The 26,142-nt window shown below is 67.5% G+C and carries 22 protein-coding genes; 3 read left to right on the forward strand and 19 right to left on the reverse strand.

All coding sequences use genetic code 11. From position 1 onward, the window contains the following. Positions 1-103: 103 nt before the first annotated feature. Both C8J26_RS12245 and C8J26_RS12250 read left to right on the forward strand, forming a co-directional pair. Entirely contained in the window at positions 104-535 is a 432-nt protein-coding gene (locus C8J26_RS12245; protein ID WP_056411232.1) for a response regulator, read from the forward strand. Between the two features lie 85 nt (positions 536-620). Further along, a complete protein-coding gene (locus C8J26_RS12250; RefSeq protein WP_107958344.1) occupies positions 621-1,952 on the forward strand; it encodes an AmpG family muropeptide MFS transporter in 1,332 nt (443 codons plus the stop codon). 7 nt (positions 1,953-1,959) lie between these two features. Here the strand turns inward: C8J26_RS12250 and C8J26_RS12255 are convergent, their stop codons facing one another. The 12 genes from C8J26_RS12255 to C8J26_RS20485 form a co-directional block, all read right to left on the reverse strand. After that, the gene (locus C8J26_RS12255; protein WP_208631386.1) at positions 1,960-2,424 is read right to left on the reverse strand and encodes a DUF6628 family protein; all 465 of its coding nucleotides are present in this window, start codon (positions 2,422-2,424) and stop codon (positions 1,960-1,962) included. Between the two features lie 68 nt (positions 2,425-2,492). Then, positions 2,493-3,812 carry a bifunctional folylpolyglutamate synthase/dihydrofolate synthase gene (locus tag C8J26_RS12260; protein WP_107958346.1) on the reverse strand — a complete coding sequence of 440 codons (1,320 nt, stop codon included), beginning with the start codon at positions 3,810-3,812 and terminating at the stop codon, positions 2,493-2,495. A 116-nt stretch (positions 3,813-3,928) separates the two neighbouring features. Next, a complete protein-coding gene (gene accD, locus C8J26_RS12270; RefSeq protein ID WP_055872612.1) occupies positions 3,929-4,780 on the reverse strand; it encodes an acetyl-CoA carboxylase, carboxyltransferase subunit beta in 852 nt (283 codons plus the stop codon). Continuing rightward, positions 4,777-5,589 carry a tryptophan synthase subunit alpha gene (gene trpA / locus C8J26_RS12275; RefSeq protein WP_107958348.1) on the reverse strand — a complete coding sequence of 271 codons (813 nt, stop codon included), beginning with the start codon at positions 5,587-5,589 and terminating at the stop codon, positions 4,777-4,779. The genes accD and trpA overlap by 4 nt, the downstream gene beginning before the upstream one ends. Then, positions 5,586-6,824, reverse strand: a complete 1,239-nt coding sequence (trpB, locus tag C8J26_RS12280) for a tryptophan synthase subunit beta (RefSeq protein WP_107958350.1) — start codon at positions 6,822-6,824, stop codon at positions 5,586-5,588. The genes trpA and trpB overlap by 4 nt, the downstream gene beginning before the upstream one ends. A 97-nt stretch (positions 6,825-6,921) precedes the next feature. Next, positions 6,922-7,554 (reverse strand): phosphoribosylanthranilate isomerase, encoded by a 633-nt coding sequence (locus C8J26_RS12285; RefSeq protein ID WP_107958352.1) that lies wholly within the window; start codon positions 7,552-7,554, stop codon positions 6,922-6,924. A gap of 175 nt (positions 7,555-7,729) precedes the next feature. Beyond that, complete coding sequence (gene pyrF, locus C8J26_RS12290; protein ID WP_107958354.1) at positions 7,730-8,404, reverse strand: orotidine-5'-phosphate decarboxylase; 675 nt, start codon at positions 8,402-8,404, stop codon at positions 7,730-7,732. Beyond that, positions 8,404-8,766, reverse strand: a complete 363-nt coding sequence (locus C8J26_RS12295) for a lipopolysaccharide assembly protein LapA domain-containing protein (RefSeq protein WP_107958356.1) — start codon at positions 8,764-8,766, stop codon at positions 8,404-8,406. The genes pyrF and C8J26_RS12295 overlap by 1 nt, the downstream gene beginning before the upstream one ends. Positions 8,767-8,870: 104 nt before the next feature. Further along, on the reverse strand, positions 8,871-11,159 hold the full coding sequence (locus tag C8J26_RS12300; protein ID WP_107958358.1) for a patatin-like protein: 2,289 nt from the start codon (positions 11,157-11,159) through the stop codon (positions 8,871-8,873). A gap of 33 nt (positions 11,160-11,192) precedes the next feature. Beyond that, the gene (locus tag C8J26_RS12305) at positions 11,193-11,903 is read right to left on the reverse strand and encodes an endonuclease/exonuclease/phosphatase family protein (protein ID WP_107958360.1); all 711 of its coding nucleotides are present in this window, start codon (positions 11,901-11,903) and stop codon (positions 11,193-11,195) included. A gap of 88 nt (positions 11,904-11,991) precedes the next feature. Then, positions 11,992-12,435: a hypothetical protein gene (locus C8J26_RS12310; protein WP_056411208.1), complete on the reverse strand. Its 444-nt coding sequence runs from the start codon at positions 12,433-12,435 to the stop codon at positions 11,992-11,994. A 101-nt stretch (positions 12,436-12,536) separates the two neighbouring features. Further along, complete coding sequence (locus C8J26_RS20485; RefSeq protein ID WP_167398826.1) at positions 12,537-12,677, reverse strand: hypothetical protein; 141 nt, start codon at positions 12,675-12,677, stop codon at positions 12,537-12,539. Between the two features lie 274 nt (positions 12,678-12,951). Here C8J26_RS20485 and C8J26_RS12315 point away from each other — a divergent pair, with 274 nt between their 5' ends. After that, positions 12,952-13,701, forward strand: a complete 750-nt coding sequence (locus C8J26_RS12315) for a prolyl hydroxylase family protein (RefSeq protein ID WP_107958362.1) — start codon at positions 12,952-12,954, stop codon at positions 13,699-13,701. Positions 13,702-13,745: 44 nt separating this feature from the next. Here C8J26_RS12315 and C8J26_RS12320 read toward each other — a convergent pair whose 3' ends face one another. From C8J26_RS12320 to C8J26_RS12350, 7 genes are all read right to left on the reverse strand, one after another. Next, complete coding sequence (locus C8J26_RS12320; RefSeq protein WP_244185280.1) at positions 13,746-14,375, reverse strand: L,D-transpeptidase; 630 nt, start codon at positions 14,373-14,375, stop codon at positions 13,746-13,748. A gap of 49 nt (positions 14,376-14,424) precedes the next feature. Then, positions 14,425-17,184, reverse strand: a complete 2,760-nt coding sequence (locus tag C8J26_RS12325) for a two-partner secretion domain-containing protein (RefSeq protein WP_244185281.1) — start codon at positions 17,182-17,184, stop codon at positions 14,425-14,427. Between the two features lie 68 nt (positions 17,185-17,252). Continuing rightward, positions 17,253-18,935, reverse strand: coding sequence for a ShlB/FhaC/HecB family hemolysin secretion/activation protein (locus C8J26_RS12330; protein WP_107958365.1), 1,683 nt, complete (start codon positions 18,933-18,935; stop codon positions 17,253-17,255). Between the two features lie 499 nt (positions 18,936-19,434). Beyond that, positions 19,435-20,100: a Crp/Fnr family transcriptional regulator gene (locus C8J26_RS12335; protein ID WP_107958367.1), complete on the reverse strand. Its 666-nt coding sequence runs from the start codon at positions 20,098-20,100 to the stop codon at positions 19,435-19,437. 380 nt (positions 20,101-20,480) lie between these two features. Beyond that, positions 20,481-22,982: a glycoside hydrolase family 31 protein gene (locus tag C8J26_RS12340; protein ID WP_107958369.1), complete on the reverse strand. Its 2,502-nt coding sequence runs from the start codon at positions 22,980-22,982 to the stop codon at positions 20,481-20,483. Further along, on the reverse strand, positions 22,979-24,508 hold the full coding sequence (locus tag C8J26_RS12345; RefSeq protein WP_107958371.1) for a tryptophan halogenase family protein: 1,530 nt from the start codon (positions 24,506-24,508) through the stop codon (positions 22,979-22,981). Before C8J26_RS12345 ends, C8J26_RS12340 begins: the two co-directional genes overlap by 4 nt. After that, entirely contained in the window at positions 24,505-26,109 is a 1,605-nt protein-coding gene (locus C8J26_RS12350; protein WP_244185282.1) for an alpha-amylase family glycosyl hydrolase, read from the reverse strand. Before C8J26_RS12350 ends, C8J26_RS12345 begins: the two co-directional genes overlap by 4 nt. Positions 26,110-26,142 lie beyond the last annotated feature (33 nt).

Genomic DNA, 26,142 nt, shown 5'->3' on the forward strand with positions numbered 1-26,142 from the left:
GATCGGCCGCCAGCGCGAAAATATTTGCGACCGTTCGTGCAGCGGCGCGTTAGGACCCGAGAGCGTAACGACCATTTCGCGTGCGACCGGGGGCCTTTCGGTAATGTTGTTCGGTAAGAAGAAGCGGCAGATCGTCCGGCTCCTCGTGGTAGAGGACGAACCCTTGGTGGCGTTCGACACCGAATATTTCCTGGCAGAGGCAAAATTCACGATCGTCGCGACGATCGACCGGGTGGCCGACGCGCTGCCGATCCTTGCCAGCGACACGGTGATCGATCTCGTGCTGGTCGATGTAAACTTGGCAGACGGTTCGGGGATCGACGTGGCCCGCGCGGCGCAGGCGCGCGGCGTACCGGTGATGTTCGTGACGGGCAGTTGCCCGGTTGAGGCGACCACGCTCGCCGCCGGGTGCCTGTCCAAGCCCTATGCCCCGCGCGACCTGATCGCCGCGATCGAGGCGATCGAGGCCACGCGCGGCGGCATTGCGCCGAAGCGCGTGCCCTTCGGGTTCAAGCTGTTCGACGCGAAAGTCTGAGGTTTCCGACGGTCCATCGCCTGACGGGTAGCGCGTTTGCGATTTCCCGTTAGGGTTCGCGCGAGCGAGTGGGAGCGTAGGTGTAATGGATCGAACCGAAGACAAGCGGTGGAGCGATGGGTTCCGGCCGTATGTCGAGAAGGCGCCGCTGGCCGCGCTCGCGCTCGGCATCTCATCGGGATTCCCGTATGCGATGATCGGCGCGACGCTCACGACGCGGCTGGCGGCGAGCGGTATCGACAAGAAGACGGTCACGGCGTTCAGCCTCGCCTTCCTCGTATATAATCTGAAATTCCTCTGGGCGTGGGTGGTCGATGGCGTCCGCTTGCCGGTGATCGGGCGGCTCGGCCAGCGCGTGTCGTGGCTGATCGTCACCGCCGCGCTGGTGGTCGCCGCGGTCGTCAATCTCGCCTTGGTCGATCCTGCGGCAAGCATCGCCGCCACCGCGACCGCTGCGATTCTGGTCGGCGCGGCGGGCTCGACCTTCGACATCGTCATCGACGCATTCCGCATCGAGACGCTTGAGCCGCGCCAGCTGGGCGTCGGCTCGGGGATGAGCCAATATGGCTGGCGGATCGGATCGGCGGGCGCCGGCGCCCTTGCGCTCGTCGTCGCGGAACGCGCGGGCTGGAGCACCGCCTATCTGGCCTGCGCCATCTTCGCGCTGCCCGCGGTGCTGGCCGGACTGGCGCTGGGCGAGCCCCAGCGCCGCCGCCCGCCGATCGAGCGTCGCGGGCTTGCCGAGGGGTTCCGGGCGATTTCGGGTCCGTTCGTCCAGTTCTTTTCGCGCGAAGGGGCGTTCGTCGTCCTGGCGTTCATCCTGATCTTCAAGGTCGGCGATACGCTCGCCAACCTGACGCTGCGGCTGTTGTTCGACGATCTCGGCTTCACCGGCGACGAGATTGCGTTCTACGATGTCGGGATCGGCTTCTTCGCGTATCTCGTCGGGATCTTCATCGGCGGCATCCTGTATGCGCGGATGGGGATGAAGCGCTCGGTGCTGCTGTCGCTCGTCCTGATGGGCGTGTCGAATCTGTCCTTCGCGGCGCTTGCGGCGGCAGGGCACTCGAACTTCGGGATGGCGGCGGCGATCGGCTTCGAAAACGCCGCCAGCGGGTTCGGCGGCGTCGTCGTGATCGCGTATTTCTCCGCCTTGTGCGATCTCCGCTTCACTGCGGCACAGTTCGCGCTGATCTCCGCCGCGGCGAGCATCGTCGGGCGGATCGTGACGGGCACCACGGCCGGCGCGTTGATCGAGGCCATCGGCTATGTCGACTTCTACCTGCTGACGACTGTGCTCGCGTTGCCCGGCGTCGTGCTGTTCTGGTGGATGAGCCGGTCGGGGATGATCGATCGCTCGATCGGCAGTGCGGGCGTCGAGGGGGAAGGCGACGCCCGCGCCGGCGATCCGGTCTAGGTCGCACTCACATCGTGACCGGTCGTCCTTCGTCGGCAAACGCGGCGGCGAGCGCGGCGGCGCTGGCGAGGACGCCGTCGACCCGGCGGACGCCAAGCAGGTCGGCCATCAGATAGCGTGCGCTCTCGGGCGCGGTCTCGACGCGGGCGAGGATCGACAGCATCGCCGATTCCGCGGGCGTCATCCGCGCGCAGCAGCACGGCGCGATCGCGATCGTCCCTGCCGAGGTGGCCGCAAGGTCCGCCATCAACGCGCGCAATAGCACCAGCGGGCGGCGGAAGCTCTGCCCGAACGCGGTGAACATCGTGTGCGCCGCGCGCGCATCGGCAAGGCCGTTCGCGCCCATGCGTCGCATCGCGAACAGGGCTATTCGCGCGTTTTCACAAGCCGGTAGCGGATGCGGCAACAGCGTCGTCGCGCTGGCGAGCGCATTGGCCGAGGCGGGCGTCGAACTGGGGCGGGTATCGGTCATTCACGCGACTCCGTGGTGGTGCCTACAAACTCGCCTGTTGGTTATTGATAGTCAATAGCAATAAGGACTCAGTCCGGCGGCTGGTCGTTTGCGGCGAGCACTTCACCCGCAAGGTAGAGCGATCCCGCGATCAGCACGAGATTGGGCTGGTCGCTCCCGGCCGCGATCCGGTCGAGCGCGTCCGCCGGGGAGGGCGCGGTGTCCGCCGTGGTCCCATATGTCCGCGCGATCGCGGCAAGTGCCTCGGGCGCGTGATGCGCGTGGCCCGGCACCGGGATCGCGATGACGTGCCCGATCGAGGGCGAGAGGATCCGGATCACCGCGTCGGCATCCTTGTTGGCGAGCATCCCCAGGATCAGCGTCACCGGGCGGCGCTTCGCCAGCGTCCGCAGCGCGCGCGCGACGGGTTGCGCGGCGTTCGGATTGTGCGCGCCGTCCAGCCAGAGGTCGCTGCCACGCGGCAACCGCGCGAGCAGCGGTCCGTCGGACAGGCGTTGCATCCGCGCCGGCCAGTGCGCCCAGTCGGCGGCGGCGCGCATTGCGGCTTCGGGGATGTGCAGCGCGCCCTGATGCCGCAGCATCGCGATCGCCAGCGCAAGGTTGCGCGACTGGTGCGCGCCGACAAGCCGTGGGCGGTTGCTGACGAGCGAGAAACCCTGGTCCGCATAGCGCATCGTCGACCGCGCGGTCTCGCTGGACCACGCCGCGCCGCGCGCAACGACAGGCGCCCCCGCTGCGGCGGCCACCGCGGCGATTTTCGCGCGCAATGGCTTGGGGTAGTCCATCGTGACGAGCGGAACGCCAGGCTTGGCAATGCCAGCCTTCTCGCCCGCGATTTTCAGCACCGTGTCGCCAAGGAACGCCTGATGGTCGATCCCCAGCGCGGCGATCCCGGTCACGACCGGGTTGGGGATGACGTTGGTCGCATCGAGCCGCCCGCCGAGACCGACCTCGACGATCGTCGCGGCAGCGGGCGTGCGCGCGAACGCGAGGAAGGCGGCGGCAGTCGTGACTTCAAAGAAGCTCGCCTGCAGGTCGGCGGCGTGGTCGAGCACCTCTTCCAGCAACGCGGCGAGCAGGTCGTCCTCGATCAGCGATCCGGCAAGGCGGATGCGTTCGTTGAAGCGGACGAGGTGCGGGCTCGAATAGACATGGACACTATGGCCGGCCGCCTCGATCGCGGCGCGCAGGAACGCGCAGGTCGAGCCCTTGCCGTTCGTCCCCGCGACGTGGAACACCGGCGGGAGCGACAGATGCGGATCGCCAAGGCGGCTCAGGAGCGCGGTGATCCGCTCCAGGCCGAGGATGTCAGCGCCGGGCGACAGCATGGTCAGCCGGTCTAGCTGGGCCTGTACGGCGGGCGAGGAGGAAACGGCGTGGTCGGGCATTCTAGCTCCCTCTCCCCTCCGGGGAGAGGGCTGGGGTGAGGGGCTGTTCCAGGCGCAGCATTGCTGGGCTGCCCCTCACCCCGACCCTCTCCCCGAAAGGGGAGAGGGGGCAGAGATTACGCCGCTTCGCGTGCGCTCAGATAGCCGATGACGGTGCCGAGCTGCTCGCGCAGATCCTTCCGGTGGACGACCATGTCGATCATCCCGTGCTCGAGATAATATTCCGACGTCTGGAAATCCTCGGGCAGCTTCTCGCGAATGGTGCTCTCGATCACGCGGCGGCCGGTAAACGCCAGCGTCGCCTTGGGCTCGGCGATCTGCACGTCGCCGAGCATCGCATACGCCGCCATCACGCCGCCCGAGGTCGGATCGGTCAGCACGACGATGTACGGCAGGCCCGCATCGTGGAGCATCTGGATCGCTACGGTGCTGCGCGGCATCTGCATGAGGCTGAGGATGCCCTCCTGCATGCGCGCGCCACCGCTCGCGGTGAAAATCACGTAGGGCACGCGGTCCTCGATTGCCGCCTCGACGCCGCGAACGAAGGCTTCGCCGACCGCGAGGCCCATCGATCCGCCCATGAAGCCGAAATCCTGCACGCCGACGACGACGCGGTGGCCGTCGATCGCGCCGCGGGCGTTGACCAGTGCATCCTGTTCGCTGTTGTCGGTGCGCGCGGCCTTGAGGCGATCGGTGTAGCGCTTCTGGTCGCGGAACTTGAGCGGATCCTCGGGCACTTTCGGCGCAGGGAGTTCGCTGCAGCTACCCTCGTCGAACAGCTGCGCGAAGCGGACCTTCGGCCCGATGCGGTCGTGGTGATCGCATTTCGGGCAGACGTAGAGATTGTCCTCGAGCTCCTTGGTGAAGACCATCTGCCCGCAACCCTTGCACTTGTGCCAGAGATTCTCGGGCGTCTCGCGCTTCGCGACGAAGGGCAGGACGTTGCGGACGCTGTTGAGCCAGCTCATGCGGGAACCTTTCGGGCCGAAGCGACTGCGTCGGCGAGAGATTTGATATAGGCGCGTACGGGCTCGGCCGCAGCGGTGCCGTGTTGTGCGACCAGTTCGACGATCGCCGAGCCGACGACGACGCCATCGGCGACGCGTGCGACGTTGGCGGCCTGTTCGGGCGTGCGGATGCCGAAGCCGACCGCGACCGGGATATCGGTCTGCGCTTTCAGCCGCGCGACCGCGTCCTCGATCGAACCCTGCTGCGCCTGTTGCAGCCCGGTGATCCCGGCGACGGAGACGTAATAGAGGAACCCGCTCGCGCCATCGAGCACGGTCGGCAGGCGCGCGGCATCGGTCGTCGGCGTGGCGAGGCGGATCAGGTCGATCCCCGCGGCGCGCAACTGCGGTCCGAGCGCATCGTCCTCTTCGGGCGGTACGTCGACGCAGATTACGCCGTCGACTCCAGCCTTTGCCGCGGCTTCCGCGAACCAGTCGGCGCCGCGGCGGAGCATCGGGTTGCCATAGCCCATCAGCACCAGCGGCACGTCCGGGTGGCGCGCGCGGAACGCGGTGGCGATCGCGAGGATGTCCGCGGTGCGCGTGCCCTGCGCGAGGCTGCGAATGTTGGCGGCCTGGATCGCGGGGCCGTCGGCCATCGGATCGGTGAACGGCATGCCGAGCTCGATCGCGTCCGCTCCGCCTGCGACGAGCGCGTCGAGGATCGGGCCGGTCGCGTCGGTGGTCGGATCACCCGCGGTGACGAACGCGACGAGCGCGGCGCGGCCGGACGCTGCGGTGCGGGCGAAGGTGGCGGCGAGGCGGCTCAAATCGCCACCCCGAGTGCTTCGGCGACGGTGAAGATGTCCTTGTCGCCGCGCCCGCACAGGTTGGCCAGGATGATCTGATCCTGCCGCATCTCGCGCGCCTTCTTCGTCACGGTGGCGATGGCATGCGATGGTTCGAGCGCGGGGATGATGCCCTCGGTCCGGCACAGCAGCTGGAACGCGTCGAGCGCCTCGGTGTCGGTCGCGCTGTCATATTGGACGCGGCCGATGTCGCGCAGCCAGGCATGCTCGGGGCCTATGCCCGGATAGTCGAGCCCGGCCGAGATCGAATGCGCCTCGGTGATCTGGCCGTCCTCGTCCTGCAACAGATAGGTCTTGTTGCCGTGGAGCACGCCGGGGAAACCGCCCGCCAGGCTCGCCGCATGCTGCTTGTCGAGCCCGTGGCCCGCGGCCTCGACGCCGAGCATCTGCACGTCGGCATCGTCGAGAAACGGATGGAACAGCCCGATCGCGTTCGATCCGCCGCCGATCGCGGCGACCAGCATGTCGGGCAGGCGGCCGGTTCGCGCGAGCATCTGCGCGCGCGCCTCGGTGCCGATCACGCTCTGAAAATCGCGGACCATCTCGGGATAGGGGTGCGGGCCGGCGGCGGTGCCGATGATGTAGAAGGTGTCGTGGACGTTGGCGACCCAGTCGCGCATGCCCTCGTTCATCGCATCCTTCAGCGTGTGCGCGCCGCTGGTGACGGGGCGGACTTCGGCGCCGAGCAGCTTCATGCGGAACACGTTGGGCGCCTGACGCTCGACGTCCTTGGCGCCCATGTAGATCACGCACGGCAGGCCGAAGCGCGCGCAGACGGTTGCGGTGGCGACGCCGTGCTGGCCCGCGCCGGTCTCGGCGATGATCCGCGTCTTGCCCATCCGGATCGCGAGCAGGATCTGGCCGATGCAGTTGTTGATCTTGTGCGCGCCGGTGTGGTTCAGCTCGTCGCGCTTGAACCAGATCTGCGCGCCCATGCCCTCGGGAGCGGACTCGCGCAGGGCCTCGGTGAGGCGCTCGGCGTAGTAGAGCGGGCTCGGGCGGCCGACATAATGTTCGAGCAGGTCGTCGAACTGCGCCTTGAATGCAGGATCGGCCTTGGCGGCGCGATACGCCTCGTCGAGTTCGAGGACGAGCGGCATCAGCGTCTCGGCGACGTAGCGGCCGCCGAAGTCGCCGAAATGGCCGCGCTCGTCGGGCTGGGCGCGGTAGGAGTTGGGGGCGAGGGGAGCGTTCATGGGACGCGCTTTAGCACCTCGGTACGGTGCGCCAAGCCCTTGTATCCCCGCGAAGGCGGGGATCCAGTCTGGGCACCCGCCTTCGCGGGTGAACATGTCAGGTGGTGGTGGCCTTCAGGAACGCCGCGATCTTGGTTTCGTCCTTCGTGCCGGGCGCGCTTTCGACGCCCGAGGACACGTCGACCAACGCCGCGCCGGTGCGCCGGATCGCTTCCGCGACGTTCGCCGGATCGAGCCCGCCCGACAGCGCCCAGGGCAGCGGGTGCTTGAACCCGTCGAGCAGGTCCCAGTCGAACCGCAGCCCCATGCCGCCGGGCAGTGCGGCCGAATCGGGCGTCTTCGCGTCGTAGAGAATGCGGTCGGCGATCCCGGCAAAGCCATGCGCGGCGTCGAGGTCGCCGCGTGTGCGCACCGCGACCGCAACCCAGGTTTCGATCCCGATCTTTGCGCGGATCGCGGCGACGCGTGCCGGCGTTACCTTGTGAAGTTGCAGCACGTCGAGCGCCGCCGACTCGACCGCCTGTTCGAGCATCTCGTCCTCCGGATCGACGAACACGCCGACCTTGGCGACGTGCCCCGGCACGCGGGCGGCGAGTTCTGCTGCCTTGGCGAACGTCACGTGGCGCGGCGAGGCGGGGAAGAACACGAACCCGACATGGCTGGCGCCGTGCTTGATCGCGGCGTCGAGCGTCGCGGGGGTCGAAAGGCCGCAGATCTTGGCGGTGGTCATGGTTTTCCTTTTATGCCTCGCTGCGAAGGCGGCGTGGGCCACCCTCGCACCCACTCGTCATCCTGACGAAATTCAGGACCCAGAGTAACGAGCGCCACCCCTCATAACCCTGGGTCCTGACTTTCGTCAGGATGACGGAAGAGGTGATGGCAGGGCGTGGGCAGGAGGCGCGTCCCTACAGCGTCGCGCCGATCGCGCGGGCGGCGGTGTCGGGGTCTTCGGCCTGCGTGATCGGACGGCCGACCACGATGATCGACGCGCCCGCGTCGAGCGCCTGGCGCGGCGTGACGACGCGCTTCTGGTCGCCGACGACGCCGTCGGGCAGGCGGACGCCCGGCACCACGAAGAATCCCTTGGGCCAGATTTTCTTGGCGGCGGCGACCTCCGCACCCGAGCAGACGATGCCGTCGACACCCGCCTCGCGCGCGAGTTCGGTCAGCCGCGAGACCTGGTCGTGCGCGCTGCCGACGATGCCGGTCGCCGTCAGATCGGACGCGTCGAGGCTGGTCAGCATCGTGACCGCGATCACCTTGGTCCCCGTCGGCGCCGCTGCCTTCGCATCCTCGAGCATCGCCCGGCCGCCGCTGGCATGCACCGTCAGGATCGCCGGCTCGAGCGCGCCGAGCGCCTGCACCGCCTTGGCGACGGTGTTGGGAATGTCGTGCAGCTTGAGGTCGAGGAAGATCGGCAGGCCGAGCTCGGCCATCGCATGCACGCCGGCCTGGCCGTGCGCGGAGAAGAATTCGAGGCCCAGCTTGATTCCGCCGACATGATGGCGGACGCGCGTGGCCAGTGCCTTCGCGCGCGCGAGATCGGGGGTGTCGAGCGCGACATAGACGGGGCTGCGCATCACGCGACTCCCGGCGGCACGGCGCTGGGCGCGGAGAGCGGCGGCACCGTCGCATGCGTCTCACGCTCCGGCGACTGTGCGGGCGCTAGCGGCGGCGCGAAATCCGGGTGCGGCGTGCGGAGTTCGGCGAGCGACCGCTCGGCAGTGGCCAGGCGCTGGCGCAGCCGCCAGCGGATCGCGTGGTTGTACAACATCGTCGGCACGAACCCGATCAGGAACGTCACCAGCAGCAGCAGCGGCAGGTTCACGTCGGCGATCAGCCCACCCCACAGCTGGATCTGGACGGTGTTCCAGTTCGATATGGTGAACACCGCGGCGATGAACGCCAGCAGGCACCAGAACAGGATTTTCAGGAACTGCATGCGGCCACCTCTATCGTCTCCCCCGATGCCGAAGCGCCGATTGGTGTGCCAGAGCTACCGCCAAGCGGCCGGTTTGGCCAGTCTTGTGCAGAACAAGCGCAGCGTCAGCCAATTTCGGTCCTGATCTGCGCGATCAGCGGGAGGATCGCGGTCAGCCGCGGCTCCTCCTCGTCGAGGATCGCGAGGAACGCCGCGCGCTTGATCGCCGCGACCCGCCCGGGCTTCATCCGCACGGTCTGCGGTAGCGTGGAGACGGTGATGTCGATCATCCGCTCCGCCCCGTGCAGCCGCCCCCAGAGATAGTCGTTCTCGCGATAGGCGCGGCTGAAGAACGCGCCGAACGTGCCGAACTGAATCCCCTTCAGCGTCGCCTCCGCGCCCCCCGACCGGATCGCGGTCGCATCGTCGGGCGCGATCCGGTCGACCTTGATCGGATCGAACTCGTCGAGCCCCTCGCCTTGCAACAGCGGCAGCGTCGCGGTGTCGAAATAGGGGAAGCCGAGATAGGCGAGCAGCAACGCGCGCCGTGCCGGCTTGGCCAGCGCGGCGAACGCGTCCGCCAGTCGCCGGTCGGTCTTCGCATCGAGTTGTTCGAGCGCGAACGTTTCGCCGAGCGTTTCGAGCACCGCGGTCGCATCGCCCTTCATCGCGCGCACCGCGTCGTGCATCCCGGCGTGCATCTCGCCACGCAGCCGATCGAGATAAGGCGACAGCGATTCGTAGATCGCGTCGCGCATCGGGGCGAGTTCAGGCTCGTCGGCGGCGGTCTCGACCTCCGACAGGCGCCGCGCCATCAGCCGCAGCCGGCGGATCCGAAAGCCGATGTCGAACGTCCGCAGGAAGGCGATCGACGCGGGACTGGCGCCGCCTGCAAACCCCGATCCGAGACCGTCCGCGCCCGTGGCCACGACCCGCGCGACGATCGCGGCGCGGATCTGCACCAGCCGCCGCGGGCTGTGATGCCGCCCCGCCTCGTAGAGAAGCGCCGCGATCGTCTCGATCACCGCACTGCGTTTGAGATGCCCATAAGCGACGAAGCCATAGCCCGAACTCGCCGCGGCAGCCTTCTGTGCGCGCCGGCGCCACGCGATCAGCCGCGGCGCGGTCGGCCGGTCGAGGAACAGCGTGTGGCCGAACAGCGATTCGACATCGGCCTCTACCTCGGGACGGATCGCGGTGACGATCCCGCGCATCCGGTCGATCCGGGCAGAGCGTTCGGCGATCGCCTCCAGATTGTCGCGGATCGGTTGCTGGCGCGGAATGTCGCTGATCGCGCCGATGATCGTCTGGAAGAATCCGGGCGTGCCTTCGGCGCGGTTGAGACGCAATTTGATGCCGGGGGAGGGGTCGATATAGATGAAGCGCCGGTCGATCTGGCGGCGCGCAGGGCGGTCCTTCAATGCGTCGAGCGCGGGGCGGAACGGCGCGTTGGCGAGCACCGACCCATCGATCAGCACCGCGCCCTCGGCCGCATTCGCCGCGGTATGGCGGGGCAGCACGCGCGCCAGGAATCCGCTGCGTCCCGGCCACGCGATCTCGCGCTGCTCAAGGACGCCGTCCAGTTCGGCAACCGTGAACGGCGGGAACGCGCCCGGAAAGCTCGACGTCGCGCGCGCCGCGAAGGCCAGTTCCGCAGGCGGCGCCAGCGTGTCGCAGGCGCTGCCATTGTCGGTGAAGTCGACCACGAGCCGGTGCTCGGTCTCGACCACTTCGGCGGGCGAATTGAGCTGCAGCCGCTCGGGATGCCCCGAAAAATCGGTCACCGTCACGAACAGGTCGAGCGGCTGGCCCGGCGGTAAAAGCCGCGGTCCGCGCTCGCTCGCCGCCATCGCGTCGAACGCGTCGAGCAGCAGGTTGGTGAAGGTCTTCCCCCCGAACGGCGGCTCGAACCAGCGCGAGCGGATGAAATGCGACAGCTTGGTGCGCACCTCCTCGCGAGTCGGATCGTCGAGCGCGTCGACCTTGTCGGTGCTGCGTCCCGCGGCCATCCACGCCAGCGGCATCGCCCAGGCCTTCGAGAAGCGCGATTTGGGTGCCGCCTCGGTATCGATCAGCGCCTCGACATCGGCAGACGTCATCCACAGGTCGGTCAGCGGATCGAGGCTCTGGCCGGTCGCGATCGCCTGCGCGAGGAAGATGCCGTTGATCCCGCCCGCGCTCGCACCCGCGACGATGTCGGCGAGCACGCGAACGCGGATCGCCGCGTGCGTCTCGATCTCCTGGAGCAGCGCGTGATACACGCCTTGGCTGCCGCCCTTCGGGGCCTCGCCATCATGGAACGCCCGGCTGGCGCAGACCAGCCGCCAGATCTCCTTGGTGATCCCGTGCATGTAGACCGCCAGGCTGATCCCGCCGTAACAGACGAGCGCAAGGCGCAGCTCCTTCTCGCGCATTCTACATCCCGTCCTGCATCGTCGTTGCGGCGATTATGCGGTTTCCTCGACCATCGGCTCCAGCATAGCCCAGATCGGCAGATGATCCGATGCCTTGCGCGCCGCCGGGCTCGTATGCACGCCGCATTCGACCACGCCGAGCTCGCGCGACACCATGATCCGGTCGAGCCGCGCGATCGCGCGCCGTGAGTGGAAACTCGGCCCCGTCTCGGCAAACGCATAGTCGCGCCCGAAATCGCGCAGGCAGCCCGAGCCCGCGCTCCATTCGTTGAGATCGCCCATCATCACGGTCGGATGCCGGTCCGCGCAGGTGTCGACATGCGTCATCACCGCCGCCGCCTGCTTGCGTCGCCACAGTCCCGACAGGTCGAGATGCATGCCCAGCACGCGGATCGTGCCGCCCGGCAGCCTTACGTCCGCCATCACCGCGCCGCGCGGCTCGAGCGCGGGCAGATGGATCGCGGTGCACCCCAGGATCTCGGCGGATTTGCGGACGAGGATGACGTTGCCGTGCCAGCCCATGCTGAGCGAGCGCAGGCCGAAATCGACCGGGACCCAGTCGCTATGCTCTTCGAGAAGATGGTGCGGCAGGACGCACGCCTTGGCGCCGAACCGGCGATCGGCCTCCTGCAGCGCGATGACGTCCGCGTCGATCTCGCGCAACACCTCGACCACGCGCTCGGGGTTGCGCCGACGGTCGAGCCCGATGCCCTTGTGAATGTTGTAGCTGGCGACCTTGATCATGCGTGCGGCCTATAACGCCGCGGGGCGATCCCGGTTGCGGCCGGGCCGTTTATGGCCGGTCATTCGCTGTCGATCGAGCCAACACGTCTCAGTTGGCGTAGCATTTCTGCATGTTGACCATGCGGCCGCGGCCATCGGTGTGCGTCGCGTCGCCGGGAAAGTCGCGCATCGTCGCGCCGAGCTTGGTCAGATCGTCGGGCGACAGCCAGCCCTGGATCTTGCCCTGCTCTACCGCCCAGCAATCGGCGGCGGCCTCGCCCGGACCGAAGATCTGGTGTGCGCATTCATGCGTGTACCAGAACAACTGCTGCGCGCGCGGCAGGTTGAGAACGCGCGGGTGGAGGATGATCCGGCCCTTATAGGCAGCGGCGATATCGTCGATCGGCTGGATCATCGTATCGACCGGGCCACAGGTCGCGCGGTAGCCGGCGAGCAACAGCGCGCCGGGCAGGATCAGCCGCTGGGCAGCGGCGGGTTGCGGGACAAGGGCGAGCAGCGACGCCGCAGCGCCGGCGAGGATATTTTTGAACATGGAGATCCTGGCCCCGCGAGACGCGAGGACGAGCAAGAGTGTCACGCGACGATCGGTCGCGGGCTGGTCAGTGGCGCGGCGGGCGATGCCGGCGGGCGCCGCTACCCAAAATACAGGTACAGGAGGCCGACCCAGATCAGCGCCGACACGAGTGCCGCGGCCGCAGTCAGGCGTGGTGAATGATCCCGGCCGTACAGTCCGGGGTTCGAGGCGAGGCTCAAGGCAAGGGGGCTCGGATGCATGGTCTGTCTCCGCCGATATCGGTCAAATCGCGTCATTCGGTGCGCTCGCCGGCAGCGGCGCAGGGAATGTTTCCGAACTCTTTGGCCTGGTGCGACTTAGCGCATCCAAAAAAGCGGGGTGGTGGCGAATTTCGCTCAACCGAGCCTAACCTATGTTGGTCGTACTTGATATACGCATGACAGGCGATAAGGGTGCATCAACTAAAGATATAAACCTAGGATAAGTTTCGTATTTTCGGATACTATTGGCCCGGATGAACGAAGTGACAAAAATATGTCTGAATTTCTAGATACTGGCGCCTGGTCGACCGGCGGTACGAAAACCGCTCCACCGCAAGCACCATCCCTGTCCGCACTCGATCTGCGCGACGGCTATATGGAGGCATTGGGGCGTTCCGACTCCGCGGCGCGCGTTCGCGAACGGATCGTGCACTATCCCGGCGCCGTCCGGATCCCAGCAAGCGACGTCGAGCTCTACATCGTCCGCAATTTCCTATCGCTTGCGGAATGCGCGGCGTTGGTCGCGCTGATCGATGCCGATCGGGTGCCGTCGCCGGTCGTCGCCGACGACCCCGTGCCGTCCTATCGCACGAGCGAAACCTGCTATCTCTACCCCGGCCCCGATGCGGTGGCGGTGGTGGAAAGCAAGCTCGACGAGCTCACCGGGATCGAATCGATTTTTGGCGAGCCGCTGCAGGGGCAACGCTATGCGGTCGGGCAGGAGTTCAAGCCGCATCACGATTTCTTCGACACCACCCAGCATTACTGGCGAAACCAGGTGCCGATCGGCGGGCAAAGGACGTGGTCGGCGATGACGTTCCTCAACGAACCCACCGAAGGCGGTCGCACGAACTTCCCGACCGCCAACGTGGTGATCGCGCCCAAGGCGGGCAATCTGGTGATCTGGAACAACATGGATGTGCTGGGCCGGCCAAATCCGGGCTCGCTGCATCAGGGCATGCCGGTCGAGCAGGGCGTCAAATACGTGCTGACCAAATGGTATCGCGAGCGGCCCTGGGGCTAATGACGATCCGCGGCTGAGCGCCTTAGTCTATCCGCTCGCTCCGTCTAGTTCGCGGCACCCGTCGGGATCGCGAAGACGCTGCGTAACGGCTTGGTCTCGGGCAGGATGTAGACGATCCCGACCGTGCCGGTGAAAAGCGGCTTGACCACGCCGTCATAGAAGCCCGGCGGGACGTTGACGCAGCCATAGGAGATCCGGTTGTCGCTCGGCGTCGGCGAGGCGAGCCGACCGGCGCGGTTGTCGACCCGGCGGCCGACGATCACCCGGTGGAGCGACAGCGCGGCATCATAGTCGATCCACAATATGTCCTGCTCGAAATCTTGACCGAGCGACGCCTTGAACCGGCCCGCGGGGGTGGTGCGTTCGGCGGGGAGGATAGTGGCGAGCTTGCGCTGGCCGATCCCGGGCACGCTGGCATCGCCGTGCGCCATGCCGAGCAACGCGGGCGCCGTGCCGCGCAAACTGCCGCTGCCATCGAACGCGAAGACGACGGCGTTGACCTTGTCGATGATGAGGAACGGCAGGCTCTGGTTGTCGTGCGACGTCGCCACCCAATCGGCGGTAGCGCGCGCGTCGTCGGAGACGGTCTGGGTCCCGAATCGTGCAGGCGTTGACGCAGGTGCCGGCGTCGCCGTGGGTGCAGACTGGGCGGCGCCCTGGGACGTCGTTGCCAAGGCAACGAGTCCCATCGCTAACGCCCTGCGCCACGACCTGCCGATCATATCAATGCCGCGCCTGCTTGCGGGGGTAGTTGGGCACCGCCGGCGCATTGGGCGGGGTCGGCTGCACGAACGGACGATCGGGCACGGGCTGCACGGTTTGCGGCGGGACGGGAGTTTCGAAAACGGGTTGCACCGTCTCTGGCGTACCCGGGTTCTCGACGATGACCGTTCCCGGACGGACGGGCGGCGGGAACAAGACGCCACCCTCGACCACATCGACCGGCGGCGGCGACGATACCCGCAGGGGAACGGGTGGCACCTCAAGGAACGGACGCGCCGCGGTCGGCAGGTTGGGCACGGGTGTCGGCGTGACCACGATGGGCGTCGTCGGCGTCGGCGTCGGCGTTGGGGTTGGCGACGGTGACGGTGCCGGCGAGGGAGCCGGAGCAGGCGCTGGTGCCGGAGCAGGCGCTGGTGCCGGAGCAGGCGCTGGTGCCGGAGCAGGCGCTGGTGCCGGAGCGGGCGCTGGTGCCGGAGCGGGCGCTGGTGCCGGGGCAGGCGCAGGTGCCGGAGCAGGCGCAGGCGCAGGTGCCGGAGCAGGCGCAGGTGCCGGAGCAGGCGCCGGAGCAGGCGCAGGTGCCGGAGCGGGCGCAGGTGCCGGAGCGGGCGCAGGTGCCGGAGCAGGCGCTGGTGCCGGAGCAGGCGCTGGCGCCGGAGCGGGCGCTGGTGCCGGAGCGGGCGCTGGTGCCGGAGCGGGCGCTGGTGCCGGAGCGGGCGCTGGTGCCGGGGCGGGCGCTGGAGCAGGCGCAGCGGTGATCGTCCCGGTCGTCCGGAACCCGGCGACGCAGCACGAACTTGCCAGCGCATATTGGTCCGCGTTCGCGCCGGTCAGCGTGTAACCGCTATAGCTGACTCCGATCCCGGAGCCGGCATCGGTGCTGTCGAACGTCGCGGTCGCGTTGGTGCCGGCGACCAGCGACACGCCCGTCGGGCTGCCCGAGGTGGTGGTCGTGTTGAACCCGCTGAGCACCGCCGCATTGGTGCCGTCGGCCACCTTCTGCGCGGTCGGGAACAGCAGCATGCGCTGCGTGATCGCCGCGCCCTCGGTCAGGACGAACTCGGTCGAGAAGTCGGTGGGCGTGGTGTACGAGACGGGGTTGTAGTTGATCGACACCGGCGCCGCGGTCACCGTGGTCGGCGGCGACAGCGCGGAGAACACGATCGTGCCGCCGTTGACGCCCGGTCCGGTGCCGTCCGACCCTGCGATCAGCGTCAGCCCGACCGGCAGGCCGAGGCTCTGCGCGGGGATCGTCGTGCCGCGCGTCAGCGTGACCGCCGCGTCGATCATCACGTCATGCCCTGCGCACAAGGCGATGTTGCCGTCGGTCGTCGTGATCGCGTGAAACACCTGCACGTTGCGGCCGGCGTTCAGCAGGATGCTGCCGTTGGTCGTCGTCAGATCGGCGTTGACGTTCACGTCGCGGCCGCAGCACGCGACGATATTGCCGTTGGTCGCGGTGATCGGCGCGTTGATGTTGACGTCGCGGAACGCGTTCATCGTCAGCGTCGTCGGCACGCCCGACGCGGTCCACGCGACCGCGTCGTTGACGAAGATGTCGCCATTCCCCGTCGTCGTGTCACCCGCGGCGGGGATCGTGCTGATCGTGATGCTGGTCGTCACCAGCTGTGCCGACAGCGTCGAGCCCGAGATGTTGCCGCCTGCACCGATCACGTAATCCTGCGGATCGATCAGCCACATCCCGGTCGCACCCGATGGTGCGAAGGTCGAGACCTGCGTGCCGTCGGCGACGTTGACGGTGGCGGCCGACGTCTCGACGAAGCCGCCATTGCCGCCCACGGGGGCGCTGGCGTCGAGCGTGCCGGCGAGGCTGAGCGTGCCGGTCTTCATGTCGCCGAGCAGCAGGATCGTGCCGCCGCGGTTCTGCAACGTGCGCGCCTCGACGATGCCGGTGTTGTTGACCGCGGTGTGGAGCAGGTCGCCCGCGCCTTGCGCGGTCATCACGACCTTGCCGCCGTCCGCGCGGATCAGCCCGCCATTGCGGACCAGCGCGCCGACCGCGCCCTTGTCGACCGCGACGTTGAGCAGCCCGTCGCCGGCCACGTCGAGCGTGATGGCCTCGCCGCCCGCCAGCACGACCGTGCCGAAATTCGCCTTGATCGTGCCGCCATTCCCGACGTTCGCACCGAGCAGCGCGACATAGCCGTTCTTGGCGTTGATCGTGCCGTCATTCTGGACGCTCGCGCTGCTCGTGCCCGCAAAACTGGTCTTGCCGGCGAGGAAATCGGCATCGGAGATATTCAGCGTCGACGCGACAAGCCCGCCGACGTTCACGTTCGCGGTCTGACCGAACAGGATGCCGTTGGCGTTGACCAGGAATACCTTGCCGTTCGCCGACAGGTTGCCGAGGATCACCGACGGGTCCGTACCGAGCACGCGGTTCAGCGCGACCGAGCTGCTGGTCGGCTGGTCGAACACGACGCTCTTGCCCTTGCCGATCGAAAAGGACTGCCAGTTGATCGCCGCGCGGTCGCTGGTCTGCGTCACGGTCAGCGACTTGCCGCCGGTCGCGATGCTCGCCTGGCCCGCCACGACCTCGCCGCCGGTCGGCAGCGTCTGCGCCTCGACCGGACGTGTCGCCGCGGTGCCGGCCAGGCTGAACCCGATCAGCCAGGCGAACCGCGCAAGCCCGGTGGTGCCGAACAGGCCGCCACGCCGCGTCCGCGAGATGGCGGGGACGGCAGGCGCCGATGCGGCCGCCGGTCGGCGGGTATTTCTGATCGATGACGGGATGGCGGTCATGGGCGGTATCCTCGGTAGCGGCGTCGGGCCGCAGAATTTGGGCTGGCCAGCGGAGTCTGGCAGCGCGGTCAGAAGCTTTTCGAAACCTGGAACCAGGCGCGGCCCGACTTGTCGGGCGCGGACGTCGCATCGGCATCGCCAAGCTTGCGCGCATAGGTCGCGCGGACCGTGAAGTCGTAGGGTGCGCTCCACGCCAGGCCGGCGCCATAGGCGCTGCGCTTCGCGTGGTTCGAGCCGGTGAAATACGGATGCTTGACGTAATCGACCTCGCCGACATCGACGAGCCCGAACAGCTGGAGCGCACCCGGCACGATCTGCGGCAAGGCCACCCGCGCCTCGGCGGTCGCGACATAGCCCTGGTCGCCGTAAGCCTCGCCCTCGGGATAAGCGCGCACCGCATAGGCACCGCCCAGCTCCATCCGCTCGGAGATGTCGAGGTTGCTGAACGCGATCTGCCCGCGCGCCGAGGCGAACAGCGACAGCGGGCCGGCGATCGTCTGCAACCGCGCGAAGCTAAACTGCAGCTTCCCGTAGCTGCCGTCGGTGCGCGCGGTCAGCGCATCGATCGACCGCTCATAGGCGCCGCGGATATCGAGATTGCCAACCGAATAGCTCAGCGAATAGGCGCTCCAGCCGCCGCCGAGCAGCGTGTCGTGCTCGTCGCCGCTCAGCCCTGCGGTGATGACCTGCGCACGGCGATAGCTGGTCGTGTCGACGATGCCGATCCGATCGTCGAACCATTTCACGTCGCCGCCGACGGTCACGTACAGATTGTTGTTGCGCGAGCGGATCAGCGGATAGCTCGCATAGATGCTGGCGACATCGGCATTGCCGCTGCCGTCGAGGCTGTCGAATTCCTTGCCGAGTGAATATTCGAGATGCGCATAGGCGACGCCCAGCGTGACCTGGCCGATCGGCGCCTGATAGGCTGCGCGGCCATAGGCGAGGCCGGTGAACGAGGTCAGCGCGCGCAGGCTGAGCACGTCGCCGGAGCCCGTCGGGTTGTTCCAGTTCACCACGCCGCCGACGCGGTACGCGCCGGTGTAGCGGTTGCCGGCGTTGTCGGCGTCGACGCTGCCGGTGATGCTGCGGCCTGGCGCGACGTTGACGAGCAGGTCGGATGTCCCGACCGCAGTGCCGGGGCTCAGTGTCGAGCCGACGCGTACGCCCGGCAGGTCCGACAGCATCAGCAGGCGGCGCTCGAGCGGCGCGGCTGCGACCGGATCGCCGACGTCGAGCCCGGTGAGAATTCCGTTCACGACACGATCGGACAGCGGTGATTCATTCTTCACGCCGATCGCGCCGAAACGCCCCTCGACGACCGCGAGCGTTACGGTGCCGCTCTGCACGTCCTGTTCGGGAAGATAGGCCTGCGCGACGAAATAGCCGCGGCTGGCATAATAGGCCGTGATCCGTACGGCGAGCGTCTTGATGTCGGCCAGATCGAGCTCGCTGTTCGGCGTGAATCCGGACGCAGCGATCAGGTCGGCTTCGGGAAACAGCGTCGCGCCGCTCACGCGGAGCGAGCGGACAAGTGTCTTGGGGCCGCCGGTTGCCGGAATCGCGACCGGGGTCTTGCGCTCGAACCCGAGTTCGGGCGCGGGCTTCTCGACGAGCGGGGTCGGCGGGATCTGCTGGAGCTGTCCGCCGGCACCGATGGGAACCTGCGCCTCCGCAGCCTGGGCCGAAACCATCAGGGCAGCCGGGCTCACAGCCGCAAGCGCGGCCGCCCATAGGGTCGACTTGAACATGAACACCTCGAAAGTCGCCGCGGATGGAAGGCACGAGTCTCCCATCCGCAGCAGCGGGAGCCGTTCGAAGGGGGGTAGTGCGCCCGAAGCGAGGACGAAGCCTTAACGGATCGCAGCGGCCCGATCTGCGTCGAGCTGCACCGCCATCAAATCGGATGGTCGAAGCGTGAATACCGAGCCCAAACCCGGCGCTTGGAGTCGCGCGGGATGGACTGATGTTCCGCTCTTAACCTATGTAAGTCTTCTGAAATTAATACAAGATAGAAACATGCTGCCGTTGTGAAAAAATCACACGTCAGCGGATATTTAACCAACTTATTACCATATGTTACAGAGTAGCCCGCCGGACTGGATTCGCATGCGTGCGGTTTCACGGGTGAAACTGGATACTATCTTATGCCGTTCCGATTATTTGCTCGGTGAAGACTCGCCTCGAGCCAGGCTGTTTCGAACCCGGTACAGACGGCATCATGGTTGCATCGAGCGGGCAATAGTTCGGCTAGGGGGCAGGGGGCGCCGGTATCCGCACTTGCTGTCCCGCATGCAGATAATCCGTCGAGAAGCCGGCGATGTCGCGAAGGCCGTGCCAGTCCGCGAACCGGACGTGACGCCAGCTTCGCTCGACCAGCCCGGCGGTGTGGAGCGTCTTGAGCATCCGGTTGACATGGACCGCGGTCAATCCAGTCGCTTGCCCGATCTGCTCCTGCGACATCGGCAGTTCATAGCCGTCCTCGGGGGTGCGACCGGCGGCGTCGCTGCGCACCGCGAACTCGCACAAGAAATGCGCGACGCGGCGCAGGCCGTCGCGCGCGCCGATATTGACCATCCATTCGCGCGTGATCGCGTGGCGGATCGCCTGATGGACCCCCAAAGCCTGCGCGATCGCCGGGCGGCGCGCGGCGATCTGTCGCACTGCCGCCAGGGGAACCGTCGCGACGACCACGCCGGTCAGCGCGCGCGTGTCGTGATCCACCGCCCGCAAGTAGAGATGCTCAAGCCCGATACTATCCCCGGTGATTGCCAGCGAGACGATCTGAGACTTTCCCTCGCCATCATCCTTCTGACCGTAGCAATATCCGTCGAGCACGATCGACAAGGCATCGCCCCGGTCGCCCTGCCGCATCAGATAGCCCGCGGCTGGATAGGTCTTCCGCGCGAACGGCAATTGGAACAGGTGATTCCGGTCGTCCTCATCTAGCGAGGCGCCGGTGGCAAGCGTGTCGAAGAAACGGGCAAGTGTCGTATCGATGTCGCAGTGTCTCTAAAACCGAGTATGTTGGACTGACGGTCTAGATCGACGCCGCCACGCATATCCCGCCGAATTAGAGGCAGATACTGGAAGAAACAGTACGACATCGCGGCTGTATTGGGAAGATAAGTTGTAAATATGTGCTTCGTCGGTAACGCTATGAATAGTTTGCGTTTCCGTTTAGGTAAATGGCCGATGCGGGCATGATCGCCAGCGGATCTTGCGATCCGTTGGCTCGAAATGCCGCGCCGTACCGCGACACGATCTGGCTCGATCATGTCGCGGTACGGCCGTGATCAGCTCGAGCGCGCCTGCCGTCCGTCGATCGCGATCGTACCGGCGCGCGCCTGCATGGGCACCGTCACCGTTGCGGTCGCTGCAGCATTGTTGTTCACCACGGCCACCCGCGTGGTCTTCGCCAGCGCCGCGCCGGCACCGGCCCAGTTGTGGACGGTTACCGCGATGCTCTTCCACCAGGGCTTGAAGCTGCCCTCGGGCTTGGCGAAGTCGATCGACAGGCCGGTCGGCGTGATCGTGCAGCGCACCGTCTGGCGGAAATAGCCGCGGCGCGTGTAGGCCAGACTGCGGCCATCGTCCTCGTAGAGCGTCCCCATGCAGTCCGCGCCGGGATAGACGTCGAGGCGCAGCGGACCGTTCGGGGTTTCGCTCGTGCTCTGGACCAGCGGCTGGCGGGGCAGGATCGTTCCTGCGCGCACGAACACCGGCAGGTGATCGAGCCGCGGCGTCTCGATCACGCGGTCGCCGAGCGTGCGCGCGGTGGGTACGGCCTGCGTCGCCGACTGGATCGGCCCGGCGGCGGCGGGTTCGGGCGTGCCGACGCGCTGGCCGGTCCAATAGTCGTACCAGCCACCCGCGGGCAGGCAGACGTCGTAGGTCTGCGGCGATTCGGGCTTGGGCGGCGGCGCGACCAGCAACGACTTGCCCAGCGTGAACGCCATCGACTGGTCGCACGACGCGCTTGCGGCTGCCGGATAGTCGTAGAAGACCGGGCGCATGATCGGATCGCCTAGCCGCGCATTCTGGTCCGCCAGCGCGTAGAAATACGGCATCAGCCGATAGCGCTCCTCGATGAAGCGGCGGCGGATCGCGAGATGGTCGGGGCCGTCGACCCAGGGCTCGACGCGCGGCGTGCCGGTCGCCGAATGGTTGCGGAACACCGGCGTGAACGCGCCGATTTCGGTCCAGCGCGTGAGCAGATCGGGGCTCGGGCCCCCTGCGAACCCGCTAACGTCGGCGGCGCTGTAGCCGAAGCCCGACAGGCCGAGGTTGATGATCTGCTGCACCGACAGCTTCAGATGATCCCAGGTCGCGCTGTTGTCGCCGGTCCAGGTCACCGCGTAACGCTGCCCGCCGGCGTAGCTGGCGCGCGTCATCACGAACGGGCGCTCGTCGGGGCGCAGCTTGAGCAGGCCGTCATAGGTCGCGCGCGTGTTGAGCATGCCGTAGACGTTGTGCGCCTCGCGGTGATCGGTGATTCGGCCTGCGAAATCGTCGCTGTCGATCCGGTGGCGCGTGTCGAGCGGCATCGTCTTGGTCGGCGTCTCGAAGATCGCCGGCTCGTTCATGTCGTTCCAGAAGCCTGCGATCCCCGCGTCGAGGACCCCCTTATACTGCTCGCCCCACCAGGTCCGTGCGGTGGTCTTGGTAAAGTCGGGGAACACCGACGGGCCAGGCCAGACCGGCGCGACATAGGGGGTGCCGTCCGCGTTCTTGATGAACGCATCTGCCTTCATGCCACTCTGGTACGGCGCATAGCCCTGCTCGACCGCGGCGATGTGCAGATCGGTGATCGCGACGAGCTTGATCCCGTCCGCCTTCATCTCGGACGCCAGCTTGGGCAGATCGGGGAAGGTCTTGGCGTCGGTCGTGAACGGGCGGTTGCGATCCTGATAGCCGATGTCGAGCCAGATCACGTCGGTCGGCACGCGATCGCTGCGCAGGCGGGCGGCGATCTGGCGGACCTCGTCGGCGCTGCCATAGCTGTAGCGCGACTGCTGGTAGCCGAGCGCCCATTTCGGCGCGAGCGGGGCGTGGCCGGTCAGGTCGGCATAGCGCCGCGTGACCTCCGCCATCGAGGGGCCGGCGATGAAGTAATAGTCGATCGGGCCGTCGGGGCCGCCGAACGAGAGCGTCTCGGCATCGCGGTGGCCGAAATCGAACCAGGTGCGATAAGTGTTGTCGAGCAGGATGCCGTAGCTGCCGCCCGCACCGCCGCTGCCGATGAAGAACGGGATCGACTTGTAGATCGGATCGTCTGCGCTGCTGAACCCGAACGCATCGGTGTTCCAGTCGACAAAGCCGTGGCCGCGGCGGTCGAGCCCCTGAGTCTTGTCGCCGAGACCGTAGAAATGCTCGGCGATCGGCAGCGTCTTGGCGATCGTGAACGCCTTACCGTCGGTGGTGACGGGGGCGGCGTCGGCGGAGATGATCTTGCCGTCGAGCGTCTCGAACGTGATCGCGCCGCCCGCACCGATGCGGACGCGGACGCTGGCGGTCGCGAAGCCGTCGGGGGCAGCGGTCACCTTGGTGGTCTGCTTGCGGGTCGCGGCCGTCACCGCCCAGCTCGCATCCTCGGCGAATGCGCCGTTCTTGGCGACGCGGACGCGGACGAGCCCGTCGGTCATCGCGGTGATCCGCAGGGTCGTCGCGCCTGCACGAACCTCGACGCCGTCATTGCGCGGGGTGAGCGTGGGCGCCGCGAGCGTGCTCGTCTGCGCCTGGACGGGGACACTGCACAGGCCGGCGGTCGCGGCGAGCAGGAGGGCGATATGTTTCATGCAATATCCTTGAGGTCCGCGGCGCGGAGACGAGAGGCGTGCGACCCGAAATTCATCGCGCATCGGGTCAGGAAATCGTCGATCCGGGTCATGTCGACCGGGTCGATATCCGCACCGGGCGGGATCAGCCGCGCAGGCTCGGGAAAGGTGCCGTAGCCCGCGAACAGGCAGTGCCAGCTGATCGCGGAATAATAGCGGGCAAGCCCGGCGCGATCGATCGCCGCGACCATGTCGGCGCCGGTAAACCAGGCGGACATCAGCATCTTCAGGTCGTCCGACAGGACCTCGATGCCGCGCGCTTGCGCCCAATAGCCGGTCGGATCGTCGTGGCGCTGGTTCAGCCTGTAATGCGCGACGATGTAATCGCGGACGCCGTCATAGCGTGCGGCGATCCGCGCGTTGAACGCGTTTCGCACCGCATCCGTCGCGCCGCCTGCGTCCACCCCGTCGAGGAACGCCTCGACCGTCGCGATCACGAAATGCAGCGCGGTCGCTTCGAGCGGCTCGAGAAAGCCCTGCGCCAGCCCGACCGCTAGCGCGTTGTGCGACCAGCTGTCACGCACGCGACCGACGCGCATCTTGAGGTGGCGGGCTTCGCCAGCCTCGGTCCCGACGTGCGCGCGCAGCTCGGCCTCGGCCTGCGTTTCGGTCAGGTGGCGGCTGGAATAGACATAGCCGTTGCCGTTGCGACTGGTCAGCGGGATGTGCCACGCCCAGCCTGCCGACAGCGCGGTGGCGCGAGTCTGGCTGGGGATCGGCGCGCCGGGGGCGTGCGCGGTCGGCATCACCACCGCGCGGTCGTTGAACAGCGCGTCGGCATAGCTGACGAACGGGACGTCGAGCGCCGCGAAGATCGTGCTGCGAAACCCGCTGGCGTCGACGAAGAAATCCCCGGAGATCCGCCCGCCGTCGGTATCGATCAGCGCCGTGATTTGGCCGGTCGGGATGCGCTCGACGTTGGCGATCCGGCGCTGGAGATGGTCGACGCCGAGCGTCCCGGTCGCATGTCCGGCAAGAAACGCGCCGACCTTGTACGCGTCGAAATGATAGCCGTAGCTCACCTCGAACGGGAAGCTCTCGGCGGGCTGCGGCGCGCAGTGCGCGGCGGCGAGGCGGGCGGGGAGCAGGAACCGGTCGGGATGCGCCTCGACATCGCGGCCCGTTCGGCGCGCGCGCGCGTTGTAGAAGAATTGCGGCGCGGTGTGGCCGTCGAGCGCGGTGGGGAAGGGGTGGAAATAGCGCTCGTACCCGGCACGGTCCGACCAGCCCTCGAACCCGATCCCGAGCTTGTAGGTCGCGTCGCACGCGGGCATCCACGCGTCCTCGGCAATGCCCAGCGTGTCGAAGAAGTGCTCCAGCTGCGGCGTCGATCCTTCGCCGACGCCGACGATGCCGATCTCCGGGCTTTCGACCAGCGTGACCCGCATGCCGCGTGCACGCCAGCGATGCGCGATCAGGCACGCGGTCATCCACCCGGCGGTGCCGCCGCCGAGGATGACGATGTGCTGGCCGAGCCCGTCGATCACCGCCGCAGCACCAGCCCCGACAGCGGCGGCAGGCTCGTCGTGTCGGCGCCCTCGGTCGCGAACAGACAGTCGCCATAGGTCGCGATCCCGATCGGCCAGTCGCGCGGCTGCTCGCCCAGATTGAACGCGCAGAGCAGAGTCTCGTCGTCGCACACGCGCTCAAACGCGATCACCGCGTCGTCGCTGTGCACGATCCGCAGGCTGCCCGTCCGCAGCGCAGGATGCGCTTTCCGCGCGGCGATCAGCGTCCGGGTCCAGTGCAGCAACGACGTCGCGTCCGCTTCCTGCACGTCGACGGCGATTGCCCGGTGGTCCTCGCCGAAGGGGAGCCAAGGCCGCGTGCTGCCGAATCCGAGATCCGCCGCCGCACCGATCCACGGCATCGGCGTGCGCGCGCCGTCGCGCGACAGCGTCAGCGGCCAGTTGGCGATCGCCTCGGGATCGAGCAGGTCGGCAAACGCGATGTCGACCTGCGTGAGCCCCAGTTCCTCACCCTGGTACAGGAAGATGTTGCCGCGCAGCGCGACCAGCAGCAGCATCTTCATCCGCGCGAACGCCTCGCGCCGGTCGGGCGTCGTCCAGCGCGAGATTGCGCGCGGCGCATCGTGGTTCTCGAACGCCCAGCTCGGCCAGCCGAGCCCGGGCGTATCGGGCCAGTTTCCGACCGCGTCGACGATCAGGTCGGGCGTCAGTCGGTCCGCATACAGGAAGTCGAATCCGTATGCGCTGTTCAGCCGTCCGTTGCCGCCGGTGAACAGCTTCATCTCGCGGTCGCTGTCGTCGCCGCCGACTTCGGCGACCGTGAACCCGGTGCCATGGTCGTCGAGCAGCGCGCGGATCCGCTCGATGAAGCCGACGATGTCCGGATGGCTCTGGTTGTGCAGCTTCAGCTGGAAATCGAACGACCGCGTGCGTGCGCGGTTGGTCGCAGGCGCGGGCGGATTGTCGGTCAGCGCGGGGTCGTGCATCGCGAAGTTGATCGCATCGAGGCGGAAGCCGTCGACACCGCGATCCAGCCAGAACTTGGCCGTGCCGATCAACGCGTCCTGCACCGCGGGATTGTGGCCGTTGAGCTGTGGCTGGTCCTTGAGGAAATTGTGCAGGTAATATTGCCCACGCCGCGCATCCCACGTCCAGGCCGGGCCGCCGAACACCGACTGCCAGTTCGACGGCGGGGTGCCGTCGGGCTTCGCATCCGCCCAGACATACCAATCGGCCTTGTCGCTGCTGCGCGACGCGCGGCTCTGCCGGAACCAGTCATGCTCCTCCGACGTGTGCGAATAGACCTGGTCGATGATGATCTTGAGGCCCAGCGCATGCGCACGTGCGATCAGCGCGTCGAAATCGTCGAGCGTGCCGAAGATCGGATCGACGTCGCGGTAATCCGACACGTCATAGCCGAAATCCTTCATCGGCGAGGTGAAGAACGGCGACAGCCACACCGCGTCGACGCCGAGCGCGGCGACATAGTCGAGATGCGCGGTGATGCCGTTCAGGTCGCCGATCCCGTCGCCATTCGTATCGGCGAAACTGCGCGGATAGATCTGGTAGATCGTGGCGCCCTTCCACCAGGGCGTCGTCGGTGTCTGGGTAGCGGTCATCGGTCTCGATCGTAGAAGGGGGGCGTCGGCGGG

The organism is Sphingomonas aurantiaca, from assembly GCF_003050705.1.
GTDB lineage: Bacteria > Pseudomonadota > Alphaproteobacteria > Sphingomonadales > Sphingomonadaceae > Sphingomonas > Sphingomonas aurantiaca.

Bases quoted from the DNA above. Each gene is read 5' to 3' on its own strand.
- C8J26_RS12315 (WP_107958362.1), top strand. From the start codon at position 12,952: ATGTCTGAATTTCTAGATACTGGCGCCTGGTCGACCGGCGGTACGAAA.
- C8J26_RS12305 (WP_107958360.1), bottom strand. From the start codon at position 11,903: ATGATCAAGGTCGCCAGCTACAACATTCACAAGGGCATCGGGCTCGAC.
- C8J26_RS12285 (WP_107958352.1), bottom strand. From the start codon at position 7,554: ATGACCACCGCCAAGATCTGCGGCCTTTCGACCCCCGCGACGCTCGAC.
- C8J26_RS12310 (WP_056411208.1), bottom strand. From the start codon at position 12,435: ATGTTCAAAAATATCCTCGCCGGCGCTGCGGCGTCGCTGCTCGCCCTT.
- C8J26_RS12255 (WP_208631386.1), bottom strand. From the start codon at position 2,424: ATGACCGATACCCGCCCCAGTTCGACGCCCGCCTCGGCCAATGCGCTC.
- C8J26_RS12245 (WP_056411232.1), top strand. From the start codon at position 104: ATGTTGTTCGGTAAGAAGAAGCGGCAGATCGTCCGGCTCCTCGTGGTA.
- trpB (WP_107958350.1), bottom strand. From the start codon at position 6,824: ATGAACGCTCCCCTCGCCCCCAACTCCTACCGCGCCCAGCCCGACGAG.
- C8J26_RS12350 (WP_244185282.1), bottom strand. From the start codon at position 26,109: ATGACCGCTACCCAGACACCGACGACGCCCTGGTGGAAGGGCGCCACG.
- C8J26_RS20485 (WP_167398826.1), bottom strand. From the start codon at position 12,677: ATGCATCCGAGCCCCCTTGCCTTGAGCCTCGCCTCGAACCCCGGACTG.
- C8J26_RS12295 (WP_107958356.1), bottom strand. From the start codon at position 8,766: ATGCAGTTCCTGAAAATCCTGTTCTGGTGCCTGCTGGCGTTCATCGCC.
- C8J26_RS12250 (WP_107958344.1), top strand. From the start codon at position 621: ATGGATCGAACCGAAGACAAGCGGTGGAGCGATGGGTTCCGGCCGTAT.
- C8J26_RS12325 (WP_244185281.1), bottom strand. From the start codon at position 17,184: ATGACCGCCATCCCGTCATCGATCAGAAATACCCGCCGACCGGCGGCC.
- pyrF (WP_107958354.1), bottom strand. From the start codon at position 8,404: ATGCGCAGCCCCGTCTATGTCGCGCTCGACACCCCCGATCTCGCGCGC.
- C8J26_RS12330 (WP_107958365.1), bottom strand. From the start codon at position 18,935: ATGTTCAAGTCGACCCTATGGGCGGCCGCGCTTGCGGCTGTGAGCCCG.
- C8J26_RS12340 (WP_107958369.1), bottom strand. From the start codon at position 22,982: ATGAAACATATCGCCCTCCTGCTCGCCGCGACCGCCGGCCTGTGCAGT.
- accD (WP_055872612.1), bottom strand. From the start codon at position 4,780: ATGAGCTGGCTCAACAGCGTCCGCAACGTCCTGCCCTTCGTCGCGAAG.
- C8J26_RS12300 (WP_107958358.1), bottom strand. From the start codon at position 11,159: ATGCGCGAGAAGGAGCTGCGCCTTGCGCTCGTCTGTTACGGCGGGATC.
- C8J26_RS12260 (WP_107958346.1), bottom strand. From the start codon at position 3,812: ATGCCCGACCACGCCGTTTCCTCCTCGCCCGCCGTACAGGCCCAGCTA.